Raw genomic sequence first — 14,702 nt, 5'->3', positions numbered from 1 at the left:
TGCTTATCCCTTCATCCGGTTGGCATCGTCGACCGCGATGGTGCCGCGGCCACGGAAATAAATCACCAGAATGGCCAGCCCGATAGCGGCCTCGCCCGCGGCAACTGTCAGGACGAACATCGCAAAGACCTGTCCCACAAGATCACCGAGAAAGGCACTGAAGGCGACAAGATTGAGGTTCACTGACAGCAGAATGAGTTCGATAGCCATCAAGATGACGATGATGTTTTTCCGATTGAGAAAGATGCCCAGCACGCCAAGCACGAACAGAATCGCGCTGACGATGACATAATGTTCGACGCCAATCAAAGTTCGACCCCCTCACCCACGGTAGGCTGCTTCATAACAGTGGCCTCGTCCGGATTACGGCGAACCTGTTTGCCTATATCCTGATGACCGCGCTTGCTCTTCGGAGGACGGTGGGTCAGCACGATCGCGCCGATCATCGCGACGAGCAGAATGATGCCCGCGGCCTCGAACAGGAAGAGATACCTCGTGTAAAGCAAACCGCCGATGGCACCTGTGTTGCTTGCCACCATCGCAGGCGCATCGCTTGCTGCAGCCGTTCCGAGCTCGATAGCGCCCACGCGATAAGCGCTTAGCCCCAGGACGAGCTCAGCCAGGAGGATTAGAGCGATGACGATACCCAGCGGAAAGTTCTTCACGAAACCGGCCCGCAAGGCTGCGACGTCAATATCGAGCATCATGACCACGAACAGGAACAGGACTGCCACGGCCCCGACGTAAACAATGACCAGCAGCATCGCGATGAATTCCGCACCGACAAGCACCATAAGGCCCGCTGCGTTGAAGAAGGCCAAGATCAGCCACAGGACCGAATGCACCGGATTGCGGGCCGTGATCACCATCACGGCGGACGCGATCACAAGCACCGCAAAGATATAAAAGGCGATAGTCTGTATCATGATGCCCCGGATTCGTTTGCGGCGCGGTTAGCGGTAGGGTGCGTCGGCTTCAAGGTTCGCGGCTATGGCACGCTCCCACTTGTCACCATTTGCGAGGAGCTTTGCCTTGTCGTAAAGCAATTCCTCACGGGTTTCGGTAGCATATTCGAAATTCGGTCCCTCGACGATAGCATCGACTGGGCAGGCTTCCTGACAGAAGCCGCAGTAGATGCATTTGGTCATGTCGATGTCGTAACGGGTGGTCCGGCGGCTGCCATCTTCGCGTGGTTCGCTCTCGATCGTAATTGCCTGAGCCGGGCACACAGCTTCACATAGCTTGCAAGCGATGCACCGTTCCTCCCCGTTGGGATAACGGCGCAGCGCGTGCTCGCCGCGGAAGCGCGGGGACAGTGGATTTTTCTCGAACGGATAGTTGATCGTCACCTTGGGCTTGAAGAAATACTTCAAGGTGAGAGCATGCGCCTTCACGAACTCCCAGAGAGTGAAAGATTTTACGAGTTGCGCGACGCTCATGCGGCGGCTCCGTAGTGGCCGGTTGCCATCAGCCAACCGGAAATGAGAACGACGAACAGCAGGCTGATCGGCAGGAATACCTTCCAGCCCAGTCGCATCAGCTGATCGTAACGATAGCGTGGGACGGTCGCCATGACCCAGCTGAACATGAAGAAGAAGAAAAATGCCTTCAGCAACAACCAGACGATACCCGGCACGTAATAAAGCGGAGCCCAGTCGATCGGAGGGAGCCATCCACCAAAGAACAGCAGAGCGTTGAGCACGCACATAAGAAGGATGTTGGCGTATTCACCAAGCCAGAATAGTGCGAAGCTCATCGAACTGTATTCTGTCTGGTATCCCGCGACGAGCTCGCTCTCGGCCTCCGTCAGGTCGAATGGAACGCGCTGGGTCTCCGCCAGGCTGGAGATGAAGAACATCACCCACATCGGAAACAGGAGCAGATTGAAGAAGTACCCGTTCACGATCCCAAAACCGTGGCCTTTTTGCGCCAGAACGATCTCGTTCAGATTGAAGGTGCCAGCATAGAGGATCACGCAAACGAGAATGAAGCCAATCGAGACTTCATAGCTGATCATTTGTGCGGCTGCGCGCATGGCGGAAAAGAACGGATACTTGGAGTTCGACGCCCAGCCCGCCATTACGATGCCGTAAACCGACAGTGAGCTGATCGCCAGAATGTACAACAGGCCCACATTGATATTTGCCAGCACGGCAGTGGCGCTGAACGGAACTACCGCCCACGCCGCAAGGGCCACCGTGAACGTCACGATCGGGGCGAGGATGAAAATCCCTTTGTTGGCGGCGCTCGGTATGATCGTTTCCTGAAGCATGACCTTCAGGCCGTCGGCAAAGCTCTGCAGAAGGCCGAAGGGTCCGACCACATTGGGCCCGCGCCGAAGGTTGATCGCCGCCCAGATTTTGCGGTCCGCATAAATGATCATCGCCACCGACAGCATGAGTGGCAAAGCAATCAGCAGGATACCGGCGATCGTCGCGACACCCCATGCCCATTCATAAGACATGCCAAGTGATTGAAAAAATTCGGTCATTCTGCGGCCTCCGCCAGCTCGCCGCCGTGGAGCAGTTCACTCGAGCAATGCTGCATTACTGCACTTGCGCGCGCGATCGGATTGGTGAGGTAGAAATCCTTGATCGGATAAGCACCGATCGTGCCTTGAGCCTTCGCCTTGGCATCGGCTTTGGGCAGCGCGCCATAATCGGCGAGGCCTTCTTCGCCCAATGCAGGCACCTCAGCAATCATGGCCGACTGAAGTTGTGCAAAGGTGTCGAAGCCGACGGCAACGCCCAGTGCGTCAGCGAGTGCTCGCAAGATTGTCCAGTCTTCACGCGCATCCCCGGGAGCGAAGACAGCTTTCTCAGCGAACTGTACGCGCCCTTCGGTGTTGACGTAGGTCCCGTCTTTCTCGGCGAAGCTGGCGGCCGGCAAAATGATGTCGGCAGCATGCGCCCCCTTGTCGCCGTGGTGGCCGATATAAACCTTGAGCGCGTCCGCAAACGGTTCGAAATCCATCTCGTCCGCGCCGAGACTAATTACCACCTTGGGCTTGGCAGCGACAATGTCGTTCATCCCGCCATTCTGCGCAAAGCCGAGCATGAGCCCGCCCATGCGCGCAGCCGAAAAGTGCAGCACGTTGAAATCCGCGCCCCACTCGCTCGCCAATGCGAGAGCCTTACCGTGAGCGCCTTTCAGCGCGCCGCCGCCGACGATAACGGCGCTGCGCTCGGCGCCCTTGAACGCATCGGCAATATGTCCGGGAAGATCGTTGAGGACCGCAAGGTCGGTGCCGAGAAATTCAGCCGGATACGTCGTGTCCCAATGCGGGCCGACAACGAACACCTTCGAGCCACGCTTCACCGCCTTGCGGATACGCACGTTCACGAGCGGCGCTTCCCAGCGGATGTGGCTGCCCACGATGAGGATCGCCTCGGCTTGCTCCAGACCTTCGAAGGTCGAATTGAAATTTACCGCAGCAAGGTTCGACACATCATAATCCATGCCGGTCTGCCGCCCCTCGATCAGGCTTGAACCACAAGCCTTGAGCAGCGATTTGGCTGCGAACATGGTCTCACAATCGACCATATCGCCAGCGATCGCAGCAATGTCCTTGCCCGGCTTGGCCTTAGCGATCGCCTTGAGAGCCTCGTCCCAGCTAACAGGCTTCAGGCCGCCTTTCTTGCGCATGAACACCTTGTCCAGGCGGCGCTTGGAGAGGCCGTCGACCATATAACGCCCTTTGTCCGACAGCCATTCCTCATTGACCGCGTCATTGACGCGTGGGAGCGCTCGCATGACTTCACGCCCCCTGCTGTCAAGGCGTATATTTGCGCCGACCGCGTCGGATACATCGATGCTGAGTGTCTTCTTGAGTTCCCACGGCCTTGCCTCGAAGGCGTACGGGCGCGAAGTGAGCGCACCGACCGGGCACAGATCGATCACATTGGCGGACAGCTCGTGTTCGGCGGCCTGCTCCAGATAGGTCGTGATCTGCATGTCCTCGCCGCGACCCACTGCGCCGATTTCGTCAACCCCAGCGATCTCCTCGCTGAAGCGAACACAACGGGTGCAGTGGATACAGCGGGTCATGACCGTCTTGATCAGCGGGCCCATGTATTTCTCGGTGACGGCGCGCTTATTTTCCTCATAGCGCGTTGCGCCGCGGCCATAGGCGACCGACTGGTCCTGCAAATCGCACTCACCGCCCTGATCGCAGATCGGGCAATCGAGCGGGTGATTGATGAGCAGGAACTCCATCACCCCTTCGCGCGCAGTCTTGACCATCTGGCTGTCCGTACGAATTTCCTGCCCATCTGTCGCAGGAAGCGCGCAACTTGCTTGCGGCTTCGGCGGTCCGGGTTTCACTTCGACTAGGCACATCCGGCAATTACCAGCGATCGAGAGCCGCTCATGATAGCAGAAACGCGGAATTTCCTTACCCGCAAGCTCGCAAGCCTGAAGGACGGTGGCGCCCTCCGGAACCTCGATTTCCTTTCCGTCGACGGTGACCTTAGGCATTATTCAGCTGCCTCTGCAAACTTGGCATTATGTTCTTCGATCCGGCGTTCGAGCTCGGGGCGGAAGTGGCGGATGAGACCCTGGATCGGCCATGCAGCCGCATCGCCCAGCGCGCAGATGGTGTGGCCTTCCACCTGCTTGGTCACCTGTTGCAACATGTCGATTTCATCGACCGCGGCATCGCCGGTCCGCAGGCGCTCCATCATGCGCCACATCCAGCCCGTGCCCTCGCGGCACGGCGTGCACTGGCCGCAGCTCTCATGCTTGTAGAAATAGCTGATACGGCTGATTGCACGGACGATATCTGTCGACTTGTCCATTACGATGACGCCTGCGGTTCCCAGTCCCGAACCAAGCTCCTTAAGCCCGTCGAAATCCATCGGCGCATCCCAGATCTGCTCTGCCGGAACCAGCGGGACTGAAGAACCGCCCGGGATCACGGCGAGTAGGTTATCCTTGCCGCCGCGAATGCCGCCGCAATGCTTCTCGATCAGTTCACTGAACGGAATGCTGAGCGCTTCTTCGACTACGCAGGGCTTGTTGACATGGCCCGAGATCTGGAAGAGCTTGGTGCCCTTGTTGTTCTCGCGCCCGAAGCTGCTGAACCAACTCGCCCCACGGCGAAGAATGGTCGGGACGACAGCGATCGATTCCACGTTGTTGACCGTGGTCGGGCAACCATAAAGACCCGCACCTGCCGGGAATGGCGGCTTGAGGCGCGGCTGGCCCTTCTTGCCTTCGAGGCTCTCGATCATCGCGGTTTCTTCGCCGCAAATGTAGGCGCCCGCGCCGCGGTGCAGGAAGACGTCGAAATCATAGCCCGACTTCGACGCGTTCTTGCCGATCAGTCCTGCGTCATAGGCTTCGTCGATCGCGGCCTGAAGCGTCTCGGCCTCGCGGATATATTCGCCGCGGATGTAGATGTAGGCCGCCCTCGCCCGCATGGCATAGCCGGCAACCAGTGCGCCTTCGATTAGCTTGTGCGGATCGTGGCGGATAATCTCGCGATCCTTGCAGGAACCAGGTTCGGACTCGTCGGCATTGATGACAAGAAAGCTGGGACGTCCGTCCTTGCTCTCCTTGGGCATGAAAGACCACTTGAGGCCAGTAGGAAAGCCGGCTCCGCCGCGACCGCGAAGGCCCGATGCCTTCATTTCCTCGATGATATTGTCATGACCGCGCGCGATGAGCGACTTAGTGTCGTCCCAGTCGCCGCGGTGCTGCGCCGCTTTAAGCCCCCAATCCTGGAAGCCGTACAGGTTGGTGAAGATGCGATCCTTATCGGCAAGCATCAGAAGCCTCCCCCGAACACTACGATAGCTGCGACAATCAGGATTGCCACGAGTGCTACGGTCTTGACGACGCCCTTGAGCACTTTCCACGCGATGACCACGCCCACGATGGCGAGTATGATGGTGAGCCAGTCAGCGCTCATTTCCATTCTCCCCGGTAATCGTAGTTCGCGTCGACCATTTCCCTCAGCGTGGTCGGGCCGCCTTCCGGCTCGCTCGTGTGCTTGCCTTCAATCTGAGTACCGGTTTTGGGCTGCTTGCCCGCGGCCAGTTCGTCCAAGATCTCGTCGAGGCGCTCGGGCGTCAGATCTTCGTAATTGTCGTCGTTGATCTGGACCATCGGCGCGGTGGCGCAATTGCCCATGCATTCTACTTCGGTGAGGGTCCAGAGGCCGTCTTCCGAGACATGGCCCTTGCTCATGCCGCGCTTCTTGCAGGTTTCGATGAGCACGTCCGATCCCCGAAGCATGCAGGGAGTCGTGCCGCAAACCTGCACATGATACTTACCCACCGGTTTCATGTTATACATGAAATAGAAGCTTGCAACTTCGAGCACGCGGATGACCGGCATGTCGAGATAGTGGGCGACGTATTCGATCACAGGCAGCGGCAACCAACCTTGCGTATCGGTTTCCTCGCCGACCTGCCGCTGGGCAAGATCGAGCAGCGGCATCACGGCAGAGCGCTGACGCCCCTCCGGATAGCGCGCAATCGCCCTGTCCGCTTTGGCGCGGTAGCTCTCGGTAAACTCGAAAGCGCCCCAACGCTCGCGCAGTTCGGGGGTATCGGGTGCGGGTGAACGGTCAGCCATTAGCGATCACACTCCCCGAACACGACGTCGATCGCGCCGAGGATGGCGGTGGCATCAGGCAGCATGTGGCCTCTCGACATGAAATCCATTGCTTGCAGGTGGCTGAAGGCCGTCGGGCGGATCTTGCAGCGATAGGGTTTGTTCGAACCGTCGCTGACGAGATACACCCCGAATTCGCCCTTGGGGCTTTCCGTGGCGACATACACTTCGCCGGCGGGCACGTGGAAGCCTTCGGTGTAGAGCTTGAAGTGGTGGATCAGCGCTTCCATCGACTGCTTCATCTCGGCACGCTTGGGAGGGCTTACTTTCCGGTCGGTGCTTGCGATGGGCCCGGTCGGCATTTGCGCCAGGCACTGCTTGATGATCTTAGCGCTTTCGTAAACTTCCTTCACACGCACCACGAAACGGTCGTAGCAGTCCGAATTGGTGCCGACGGGAATGTCGAACTCCATCCGGTCGTAAACGTCATAAGGCTGCGATTTGCGCAGGTCCCACGGGATACCGGCCGCACGGATCATCGGGCCGGAGAAGCCCCAAGCCACGGCATCGTCCTTGCTGACGACGGCAATATCAACATTGCGCTGCTTGAAGATACGATTGTCGAGCACGAGGCTCATCGCATCCCCGAACAGTTCCGGCAGGCGCGTGTCGATCCATTCGCCGATATCGACCAGCAGCTTCTCTGGCACATCCTGGTGGACACCGCCCGGGCGCAGGTAGGCGTGGTGCATGCGCGCACCGCTCATTCGCTCGAAGAAATTCATGCAGTCTTCGCGCAGTTCGAACACCCAAAGGTTCGGCGTCATCGCGCCCACGTCCATGACGTGCGCACCGATGTTGAGCATGTGGTTGCAGATGCGGGTGAGCTCAGCGAACAGTACGCGGATATACTGCGCGCGCTCTGGCACCTCGACGTTGAGCAGCTTCTCGATCGCGAGAATGTAGCTGTATTCCTGAGCCAAGGGGCTGCAGTAATCGAGCCGGTCGAAATAGGGCAGCGCCTGCAGGTAGGTCTTGTGTTCGATCAGCTTCTCTGTGCCGCGGTGCAGCAGGCCGACATGCGGATCGATGCGTTCGATGATTTCACCATCGAGCTCCATAACCATACGCAGCACGCCGTGCGCCGCGGGATGCTGGGGACCGAAGTTGATCGTGTAATTGGTGATCGTTTCGTCGCCAGTGGTCGGCGATTCCTCGATGTGCATTGCACTACTCATGCGCAGATCCAATTGCCGGAATATGTTGCAGTCTTGCCATCGGTCGACGCGACCGAAAGGTTTGCCGGGCGTGCCTGTGCGCTACCTTCTGCCGGAGCCACCTGAACGGCTACACCCTCACCCGAGAAGCTCGTGCCGTTTCTGATGGCAGCCAATCCACCTGGCTGTCCGTCCAGCATAACAAGGCGACCGCCAACGCGGACCACCGCTTTACCCGACAATGTCGGCTCGTTGAGACCCGATGCGATGAGGATTTCGCGATTTCCGTCCATGAAGGTGCAACCTCCATCGCGGGGACCAAAATCGACCCCGCCGATATCGGCGAGCTGTTCAAGCTGGGTGACGTCAGTGCCCTGAGGAACAGAGGCCTCTACGGTATTCGGCTGCTCAGCCCGTACAGCAGGATCCACGGCAGCCGAACCGCCATCCTGCTGGCCTATACGACCTGCAAAATCATCCGCGCTTTCCTGCTGCCCGGTAGGTTCCGACGAACATGCCGAGAGCGCAAGCGCCGTCAAAGGAAGAAGGAAAAAACGCATCATTCGCCCTTCTTTTTCTTCGCAGTGGAACGCTTTGCAGGCGCCGCCTTCTTTTTAGCTGCAGGAGCCTTTTTAGGCTGCGTGGCCTTTGCCGTGTCCGTAGCCTTCCCCTTGCGGGCTTTACGGTCCGGCTGATCTTCAGTTGGCTCGGGTGGCGGAGCGTCGGTGCCGCCATCCTCTTCAGCCGGAGCCCCGGCACTCACCTTGTCGGCAGCTTTGTCGTCGGCTTTTTTCCCCGCACCGGTCTCCGAAGGCTTCTCAGTAGTCTTCGGCTCATCGACCGGGGGCTTATCTGCTTTTTCGTCACCGGGAAGCACGTAATCCGCACCCTCCCACGGGCTCATGAAATCGAATTGACGAAGATCCTGGGCAAGCTCCACCGGTTCGTAGACAACCCGCTTTTCATCTTCCGAATACCGCAACTCGACATAACCAGTAAGCGGGAAGTCCTTGCGGAAGGGATGCCCCTCAAAGCCGTAGTCGGTGAGGATACGGCGCAGATCGGTGTTTCCATCGAACAGCACGCCATACATGTCGAACACTTCGCGCTCGAGCCAGCCAGCATTCGGCCAGAGACCCGTGACAGTCGGCACCGGCGTATCTTCGCTGGCGGTGCACTTCACCATAATGCGATTGTTCTTCGTCAGGCTCAAAAGCATATAGACGACTTCGAAACGCTCGGACCGCGACGGATAGTCAGCCCCGGCGATCTCCATCATCTGCTGATAGCCATGATCGTCACGCAGCAATTTGAGCGCGTCAGCAATGCTTTCCCGCTTCACACGCAGAAGCAATTCGCCGTGCTCTTCATGCGCCTCGATGAGGTGCTCGCCAAGCGCTTGGGACAGTGTCGCCTTCAGCCCTTCGATAAGGGTGAAGCGCGGTGCAGAGTGGAGTGTTGCCATAACTCTAACCCTCAACGCTCGATCGTGCCGATGCGGCGGATCTTCCGCTGCAGCTGCATGACACCATAAAGCAGAGCCTCGGCCGTCGGCGGACAGCCGGGAACATAGATATCAACCGGTACGATGCGATCACATCCACGCACCACCGAATAGCTGTAGTGGTAATAGCCACCGCCATTGGCGCAGCTGCCCATCGAAATCACGTATTTGGGCTCCGACATCTGGTCATAAACCTTACGGAGCGCAGGGGCCATTTTGTTACAAAGCGTGCCAGCAACAATCATCACGTCGCTCTGGCGCGGAGAGGCGCGCGGAGCGACGCCGAAGCGCTCCATATCGTAACGCGGCATGTTAACGTGGATCATCTCGACCGCACAGCAAGCGAGGCCAAACGTCATCCACCAGAGGGAACCGGTTCGCGCCCATTGAAACAAGTCCTCGGTCGAAGTGACAAGGAATCCCTTATCATTGACCTCTGTCTGCATGGCGTTGAAATAATCCGCATCAGGCTGGCGGACTTCGCCTGCCTGAGCAGTTGGCTGGACCAGTGGGTCACGGCCATGAGGTGAAGATGTCATTTGCTGGCTCATGCGGTTACTCCCACTCCAGCGCGCCGACTTTCCAGGCATAAGCGAAGCCGACGATCAATTCGCCGAGGAACACCATCATGGTGATCCAGCCCGGCCATCCGGTCAGGTCCAGGCTAACAGCCCAAGGGAACAGAAACGCCGCTTCGAGATCGAAGATGATAAACAGGATCGCCACCAGATAGAAGCGAACGTCGAACTGGCTGCGCGGATCTTCGAATGCAGGAAAGCCGCATTCGTACTCGCTGTATTTTTCTGCATTCGGCTGATGCGCGCCTGTAAGGCGCGACACACCCATGGGCAGGAACACGAACAGGGCAGAAAGCCCTGCTGCGATGAACAGGAAAATGAGGATCGGAAGATATTGTTCGAGATCGACCACGTATGATTCCGTCTGGGAATAGGTTTCGGGCCAGCCTCTAGGCCCCTCGCCCCGATGGCGCAAGGGCTTGCCCCGATGTGTTTCCTGCGATTTTCACAAGCGATGTTGAACCGGTGTTAATACCTCAGCACGATGAGGCGCGAAATCCGAAGCTAGAGGACATGAATGAATGTTGAAACAATGCCTATCCTTCTCCGTGGTTGCCGCATCGCTGTTTATCGCCACCCCAACCTTGGCGAAGAACGTTACGGCCGACCTCGATCAGATTGCCGAAGTCCTTCACGATCACGGGTATCAGGCGAAGCTAGAGGGTGAAGGCAACGACCGCTCCATCAAGACGGGCATGGCAGGCTACACATTCGTTATACTGCCTTTCAGCTGCGAAGATGACGGCACAGATTGCAAGTCGGTACAGTTCTACACGGCATTCGACCCGGAAAAGAGCCCGACATTGGAAGAGATGAATAGCTATGCCGCCGCGAACCGTTTCGGAAGAATATACCTCGACCATGAAGGCGACCCTGCGATCGAGATGGACATCGACCTAGAAGCAGGCGGAATGTCCGAAGCGCTGTTCATGGATAATCTGGCCTACTGGGAAGCGATCACGGTCAGCTTCGCGGAATTTGCTCTTGCAGACCGCGATGAATGAGAGCCGAAGACAAACGCGCGGCGCGCTTTCCCGCGCCGCGCAGAAACTGCCTTACTTTACGCTTTAATTAGCCTCTAATCGGTGGCGGAACCGTAGGGCGGCTTCAATCCGCCCAATTTTGCCACATCGATCTTTGGCTGAGTGTAGATGCTGCGGGCGTGACTGAATTCGCGGAAGCCCTCCACGCCGTGATAGCTCCCCATACCGCTCGGGCCGATGCCGCCGAATGGCAAATCATCCATTGAGACGTGGAAAACGACATCGTTTACAGTCACGCCCCCGCTGATCGTTCGGGTGAGCACCTGCTCCCGCTCTGTGCTGTCTTTGCCGAAATAATAGAGCCCGAGCGGACGGTCGTGCTCATTCACATAATCTATCGCCTCGTCGATGTGGGCATATGTCTTCACTGGAAGCACTGGCCCGAAAATTTCCTCGTTCATGGCCTTCATGTCTTCGGTCACGCCTTTCAGGATCGTGAGCGGCATCTTGCGCGCATTGCTTGAGGAAAAATCCTCGTTGGCAGGGTTTACCTCGATAATCTCGGCGCCCTTGTCGCGCGCATCCGCAACCATTTCCTGCAAGCGATCGAAATGCCGATCGGAGACAAGGCTGGCATAATCTTCGTTTTCGAGAAGGCTGGGATACATAGTGGCGGTCGCCTGCCAGACACCGTGAATAGCCTCGTCCTGGCGGCTTTCCGGAACGTACAGATAGTCCGGGGCCAGACATATCTGTCCCGCGTTCATCATTTTCCCAAGCGCGATGCGCTCTCCTGCAGTGGAGAAATCGGCACTTTCGCCGAGCAGTACCGGGCTCTTGCCACCAAGTTCCAGCGTTAGCGGCACGAGGTTCTTCGCCGCCGATTCCATCACTTTGCGCCCGGTTGCAGTCGATCCGGTAAAGACCAGGTGATCGAACGGCAGTTCGGAGAAAGCGGCCGCCACGTCGGCGCCGCCGGTGAAGACAGCGCATTCGTCAAGGGAGAAATATTCCTCCACCAACTCTTTCATCATCAAACTGGTCTTGGGTGTAAACTCGCTCGGCTTGATCATCGCCCGATTGCCGGCTGCGAAAACCTGCATCAATGGTCCGAAGGTCAGATTGACGGGAAAATTCCACGGGCTGAGAATTCCGACCACCCCCTTGGGCTCGTACCGCACCTCCGCTTTTGCGCCCAGCAAACCGAGAGGAAATTGAACGCTGCGCTTTTCCGGTCTCGTCCATTTATCGATATGCTTGCGGCAATATTTTCCGAAATTCACAGTGCTGGTAATGTCTGTGATCATCGATTGCTTCGGCGATCGATTTCCGAAGTCCGCGCTCATCACCTTGCCAAAGTCGTTGGCGTGATCTTTCAGCATTTTGATTGCCCGGCCAAGCCGGTCCTTGCGGGCTGACAGATCCTCCGGACGAGACCGCGTCGCCACCGCGCGCTGCTTGCGCAGCATATCTTCCATCGCAGTTCGTTGGTCACCAGCCATATAGATCACTCCCGCTTCGTGTTGCGCCCTAGCGACGCACATCCTATCTGCCCTGAGAGATATTCCAGACTAAAAGGACCAGCACAAGCATGCCCCAGTTCAGCGCATCCGACCCAGTCGTCATCCTCTCTTACGCTCGGACCCCGATGGGGAGCATGCAGGGCGCCCTTGCCGCGGTATCCGCCACCGATCTTGGCGCAACGGCGGTCAAGGCTGCGGTCGAACGCTCTGGCGTTCCTGTCGATCAATTCGATCGCACCTATATGGGATGCGTGCTCCCCGCCGGCCTGGGCCAGGCACCGGCGCGCCAGGCTTCGATCAAGGCAGGATTGCCGAAATCGGTTCAGGCTACGACTGTAAACAAGGTGTGCGGTAGCGGTATGCAAACCGTCATCATGGGAGCTGAAGCGTTGGCCAGCGGGGCGATCGATTACGTGGTCGCAGGGGGAATGGAAAGCATGACAAATGCGCCATACCTCTTGAAGAAACATCGCAGCGGCGCGCGGATCGGGCATGACACTGCCTATGATCACATGTTCCTCGATGGCTTGGAAGATGCCTACGAAGAAGGCCGTGCGATGGGGACATTCGCACAGGATACCGCGGACGAGTATCAACTCACGCGGGAGCAGATGGACGATTATTCCATCGAATCTCTGCGCCGGGCCAATGCAGCAATCGAGAGCGGTGCATTTACCGATGAGATAGCTGCGGTAACTTACACATCTCGCAAAGGCGAAACGACGGTCGATACGGACGAAGCGCCAGGCCGCGGCAATCCCGACAAGATCCCCCAGCTTCGCCCCGCCTTTGCGAAAGACGGAACGATAACGGCAGCCACATCCTCATCGATCTCGGACGGTGCTGCTGCCGTGGTCCTGAGCCGTGAAAGCGTGGCCAAAGAAAACGGGCAGGAGCCTGTAGCTAAGATCATTGCCATGGCTGCACACGCCCAGGAACCGTCAGAGTTCACCGTAGCTCCGATCGGCGCTATCGAGAAGGTACTTGCCGAAGCAGGATGGTCGGCCGACGAGGTGGATCTGTGGGAAGTCAACGAAGCTTTCGCCTGCGTCGCCATGTTCGCCATGCGCGACATTGGTATCTCTCACGACAAGATCAACGTCAATGGCGGCGGCACGGCTTTGGGTCATCCGATCGGAGCAAGCGGTACGCGGATTATCGTCACCCTCCTGAACGCTCTGAAGCGGCAGGGCAAAAAGCGCGGCGTGGCAAGCCTTTGTATCGGCGGTGGTGAAGCGACGGCAGTAGCCGTGGAACTCTTCTGACGTAGTCGGGACCCTCCCCGCACCGACAGCGTTGGTGCGGGCAGAAGGGAAGATATCATGAAGAGATTTCTTGTAGTCGCTGCTTGCGGGTTCCTGGCCGCGTGCGGATCGAACGAGGCCGAGCAAACTGTCGAGGCACCGACGAATGCAACCGAGGTAGGGACAACCGACACAGCGTCAGCCAGCCAGATGGCTGGGACATATGAAATGACGATGGAGGATGGCACAGTTGTTCGCCAACAGGTCAATGCCGATGGCACCTATGTCGATACCGATCTCCAGGGCACAGAGCTCGAGCGCGGGACCTGGCGTCAAGAGGGAAGCCAGCTTTGTTATGATCCGCAGGGCGCAGAGCCGGAGGAATGCTGGACCGGTGGTACCCCGGGAGCAGACGGAACCTTCGAGGCGACAAGTGGCGACGGCGCGGAAACCGCGACAATCCGCCGGATCGAAAATTCCGGCACCGGAAACATGGCCCCGCTCAACTAAATTTCACGCCTGTTATGTGCAAAAGAAGGGGCGGTTTGATAACCGCCCTTTCCGTTATTGTCGGTGCCCCTATGGCTTGCCATCACCCCAAAGACGGTTTGCCCGTACCCATCCCCTTCGGTTGCCAATCGTTATTTCGCACCAACCGCTTGCGCAGTCCTTCAGAGCGCCAACCACTCCCGGCTCCAGACGCCACTTGATCTTGGATGAAGCGTCGGCGTCCTCGTGAATGGTCGCGTTACCCTTACCGACTACGATCACGCCGAGATCAGGGCTCAGCAGCCGTGAAGCGACCCAGCCTCTCGTCCCATCGGGATCTTCGATCAGGCGCCAACCATCCATGACGCGAATGACTTTAACGGGCAGACCGGGTCTGCGGTAGACCCACTCGATCCGATAATCGGCACTCGGCCCAACCCGTAAATTGATTTCGCTAGCTCGCAGCGTGGCCCAGTAAGGAACCTCACGATCCTGCGCCTGGGCCGGCGTAACTACCAACACAAAAGCTGCCAAAACAAAGGTTAATTTGCTGATCATGATAAGCTTGCCTTACCCTCGGACATCTTTGGCCACAAGCGCTGCTTG

General features: G+C 58.1%; 18 protein-coding genes. 3 read left to right on the top strand and 15 right to left on the bottom strand.

Annotation, left to right across the window (positions count from 1 at the left end; all coding sequences use genetic code 11):
• Positions 1-3: 3 nt before the first annotated feature.
• Genes nuoK through ndhC form a run of 13 tightly spaced genes read right to left on the bottom strand, consistent with a single transcriptional unit; the run spans position 4 to position 10,209 of the window.
• The gene (gene nuoK, locus ACI2I1_RS10225; protein ID WP_221541642.1) at positions 4-309 is read right to left on the bottom strand and encodes an NADH-quinone oxidoreductase subunit NuoK; all 306 of its coding nucleotides are present in this window, start codon (positions 307-309) and stop codon (positions 4-6) included.
• The gene (locus tag ACI2I1_RS10220; RefSeq protein WP_404679003.1) at positions 306-926 is read right to left on the bottom strand and encodes an NADH-quinone oxidoreductase subunit J; all 621 of its coding nucleotides are present in this window, start codon (positions 924-926) and stop codon (positions 306-308) included. The genes nuoK and ACI2I1_RS10220 overlap by 4 nt, the downstream gene beginning before the upstream one ends.
• Positions 927-953: 27 nt before the next feature.
• Complete coding sequence (gene nuoI, locus ACI2I1_RS10215) at positions 954-1,439, bottom strand: NADH-quinone oxidoreductase subunit NuoI (protein ID WP_221541644.1); 486 nt, start codon at positions 1,437-1,439, stop codon at positions 954-956.
• A complete protein-coding gene (gene nuoH / locus ACI2I1_RS10210; RefSeq protein WP_224811520.1) occupies positions 1,436-2,491 on the bottom strand; it encodes an NADH-quinone oxidoreductase subunit NuoH in 1,056 nt (351 codons plus the stop codon). Before nuoH ends, nuoI begins: the two co-directional genes overlap by 4 nt.
• On the bottom strand, positions 2,488-4,476 hold the full coding sequence (gene nuoG / locus ACI2I1_RS10205; RefSeq protein ID WP_404679002.1) for an NADH-quinone oxidoreductase subunit NuoG: 1,989 nt from the start codon (positions 4,474-4,476) through the stop codon (positions 2,488-2,490). Before nuoG ends, nuoH begins: the two co-directional genes overlap by 4 nt.
• Positions 4,476-5,768: an NADH-quinone oxidoreductase subunit NuoF gene (nuoF, locus tag ACI2I1_RS10200; protein ID WP_404679001.1), complete on the bottom strand. Its 1,293-nt coding sequence runs from the start codon at positions 5,766-5,768 to the stop codon at positions 4,476-4,478. Before nuoF ends, nuoG begins: the two co-directional genes overlap by 1 nt.
• Positions 5,768-5,911 (bottom strand): hypothetical protein, encoded by a 144-nt coding sequence (locus ACI2I1_RS10195; RefSeq protein ID WP_221541648.1) that lies wholly within the window; start codon positions 5,909-5,911, stop codon positions 5,768-5,770. The genes nuoF and ACI2I1_RS10195 overlap by 1 nt, the downstream gene beginning before the upstream one ends.
• Positions 5,908-6,579, bottom strand: coding sequence for an NADH-quinone oxidoreductase subunit NuoE (gene nuoE / locus ACI2I1_RS10190; protein WP_404679000.1), 672 nt, complete (start codon positions 6,577-6,579; stop codon positions 5,908-5,910). Before nuoE ends, ACI2I1_RS10195 begins: the two co-directional genes overlap by 4 nt.
• The gene (locus tag ACI2I1_RS10185) at positions 6,579-7,796 is read right to left on the bottom strand and encodes an NADH-quinone oxidoreductase subunit D (RefSeq protein ID WP_221541650.1); all 1,218 of its coding nucleotides are present in this window, start codon (positions 7,794-7,796) and stop codon (positions 6,579-6,581) included. The genes nuoE and ACI2I1_RS10185 overlap by 1 nt, the downstream gene beginning before the upstream one ends.
• Positions 7,793-8,338, bottom strand: coding sequence for a hypothetical protein (locus ACI2I1_RS10180; protein WP_404678999.1), 546 nt, complete (start codon positions 8,336-8,338; stop codon positions 7,793-7,795). Before ACI2I1_RS10180 ends, ACI2I1_RS10185 begins: the two co-directional genes overlap by 4 nt.
• Entirely contained in the window at positions 8,335-9,240 is a 906-nt protein-coding gene (locus tag ACI2I1_RS10175; protein WP_404678998.1) for an NADH-quinone oxidoreductase subunit C, read from the bottom strand. Before ACI2I1_RS10175 ends, ACI2I1_RS10180 begins: the two co-directional genes overlap by 4 nt.
• A gap of 11 nt (positions 9,241-9,251) precedes the next feature.
• Positions 9,252-9,818: a NuoB/complex I 20 kDa subunit family protein gene (locus ACI2I1_RS10170; protein ID WP_404679166.1), complete on the bottom strand. Its 567-nt coding sequence runs from the start codon at positions 9,816-9,818 to the stop codon at positions 9,252-9,254.
• A 16-nt stretch (positions 9,819-9,834) separates the two neighbouring features.
• A complete protein-coding gene (gene ndhC / locus ACI2I1_RS10165) occupies positions 9,835-10,209 on the bottom strand; it encodes an NADH-quinone oxidoreductase subunit A (RefSeq protein WP_221541653.1) in 375 nt (124 codons plus the stop codon).
• A gap of 169 nt (positions 10,210-10,378) precedes the next feature.
• On the opposite strand from ndhC, the gene ACI2I1_RS10160 reads away from it, so the two are divergent.
• The gene (locus tag ACI2I1_RS10160; RefSeq protein WP_404678997.1) at positions 10,379-10,861 is read left to right on the top strand and encodes a YbjN domain-containing protein; all 483 of its coding nucleotides are present in this window, start codon (positions 10,379-10,381) and stop codon (positions 10,859-10,861) included.
• Positions 10,862-10,935: 74 nt separating this feature from the next.
• Here ACI2I1_RS10160 and ACI2I1_RS10155 read toward each other — a convergent pair whose 3' ends face one another.
• Positions 10,936-12,342 (bottom strand): coniferyl aldehyde dehydrogenase, encoded by a 1,407-nt coding sequence (locus tag ACI2I1_RS10155; RefSeq protein ID WP_404678996.1) that lies wholly within the window; start codon positions 12,340-12,342, stop codon positions 10,936-10,938.
• Positions 12,343-12,431: 89 nt separating this feature from the next.
• Here ACI2I1_RS10155 and ACI2I1_RS10150 point away from each other — a divergent pair, with 89 nt between their 5' ends.
• Complete coding sequence (locus ACI2I1_RS10150; protein ID WP_404678995.1) at positions 12,432-13,628, top strand: thiolase family protein; 1,197 nt, start codon at positions 12,432-12,434, stop codon at positions 13,626-13,628.
• A gap of 57 nt (positions 13,629-13,685) precedes the next feature.
• Positions 13,686-14,117 (top strand): hypothetical protein, encoded by a 432-nt coding sequence (locus ACI2I1_RS10145; protein ID WP_404678994.1) that lies wholly within the window; start codon positions 13,686-13,688, stop codon positions 14,115-14,117.
• Between the two features lie 69 nt (positions 14,118-14,186).
• Here ACI2I1_RS10145 and ACI2I1_RS10140 read toward each other — a convergent pair whose 3' ends face one another.
• Positions 14,187-14,654, bottom strand: a complete 468-nt coding sequence (locus tag ACI2I1_RS10140) for an SH3 domain-containing protein (RefSeq protein WP_224811510.1) — start codon at positions 14,652-14,654, stop codon at positions 14,187-14,189.
• Positions 14,655-14,702: the final 48 nt, after the last annotated feature.

The organism is Qipengyuania sp. NPDC077563 (assembly GCF_044901345.1).
GTDB classification, from domain to species: Bacteria; Pseudomonadota; Alphaproteobacteria; order Sphingomonadales; family Sphingomonadaceae; genus Qipengyuania; species Qipengyuania aestuarii.
The sequence above is the reverse complement of the archived record's forward strand: the minus strand, read 5'-3'. Positions and strand labels throughout refer to the sequence as shown.

Bases quoted from the DNA above. Each gene is read 5' to 3' on its own strand.
- ACI2I1_RS10220 (WP_404679003.1), bottom strand. From the start codon at position 926: ATGATACAGACTATCGCCTTTTATATCTTTGCGGTGCTTGTGATCGCG.
- nuoI (WP_221541644.1), bottom strand. From the start codon at position 1,439: ATGAGCGTCGCGCAACTCGTAAAATCTTTCACTCTCTGGGAGTTCGTG.
- nuoH (WP_224811520.1), bottom strand. From the start codon at position 2,491: ATGACCGAATTTTTTCAATCACTTGGCATGTCTTATGAATGGGCATGG.
- nuoG (WP_404679002.1), bottom strand. From the start codon at position 4,476: ATGCCTAAGGTCACCGTCGACGGAAAGGAAATCGAGGTTCCGGAGGGC.
- nuoF (WP_404679001.1), bottom strand. From the start codon at position 5,768: ATGCTTGCCGATAAGGATCGCATCTTCACCAACCTGTACGGCTTCCAG.
- ACI2I1_RS10195 (WP_221541648.1), bottom strand. From the start codon at position 5,911: ATGAGCGCTGACTGGCTCACCATCATACTCGCCATCGTGGGCGTGGTC.
- nuoE (WP_404679000.1), bottom strand. From the start codon at position 6,579: ATGGCTGACCGTTCACCCGCACCCGATACCCCCGAACTGCGCGAGCGT.
- ACI2I1_RS10185 (WP_221541650.1), bottom strand. From the start codon at position 7,796: ATGAGTAGTGCAATGCACATCGAGGAATCGCCGACCACTGGCGACGAA.
- ACI2I1_RS10180 (WP_404678999.1), bottom strand. From the start codon at position 8,338: ATGATGCGTTTTTTCCTTCTTCCTTTGACGGCGCTTGCGCTCTCGGCA.
- ACI2I1_RS10175 (WP_404678998.1), bottom strand. From the start codon at position 9,240: ATGGCAACACTCCACTCTGCACCGCGCTTCACCCTTATCGAAGGGCTG.
- ACI2I1_RS10170 (WP_404679166.1), bottom strand. From the start codon at position 9,818: ATGACATCTTCACCTCATGGCCGTGACCCACTGGTCCAGCCAACTGCT.
- ACI2I1_RS10160 (WP_404678997.1), top strand. From the start codon at position 10,379: ATGTTGAAACAATGCCTATCCTTCTCCGTGGTTGCCGCATCGCTGTTT.
- ACI2I1_RS10155 (WP_404678996.1), bottom strand. From the start codon at position 12,342: ATGGCTGGTGACCAACGAACTGCGATGGAAGATATGCTGCGCAAGCAG.
- ACI2I1_RS10150 (WP_404678995.1), top strand. From the start codon at position 12,432: ATGCCCCAGTTCAGCGCATCCGACCCAGTCGTCATCCTCTCTTACGCT.
- ACI2I1_RS10145 (WP_404678994.1), top strand. From the start codon at position 13,686: ATGAAGAGATTTCTTGTAGTCGCTGCTTGCGGGTTCCTGGCCGCGTGC.
- ACI2I1_RS10140 (WP_224811510.1), bottom strand. From the start codon at position 14,654: ATGATCAGCAAATTAACCTTTGTTTTGGCAGCTTTTGTGTTGGTAGTT.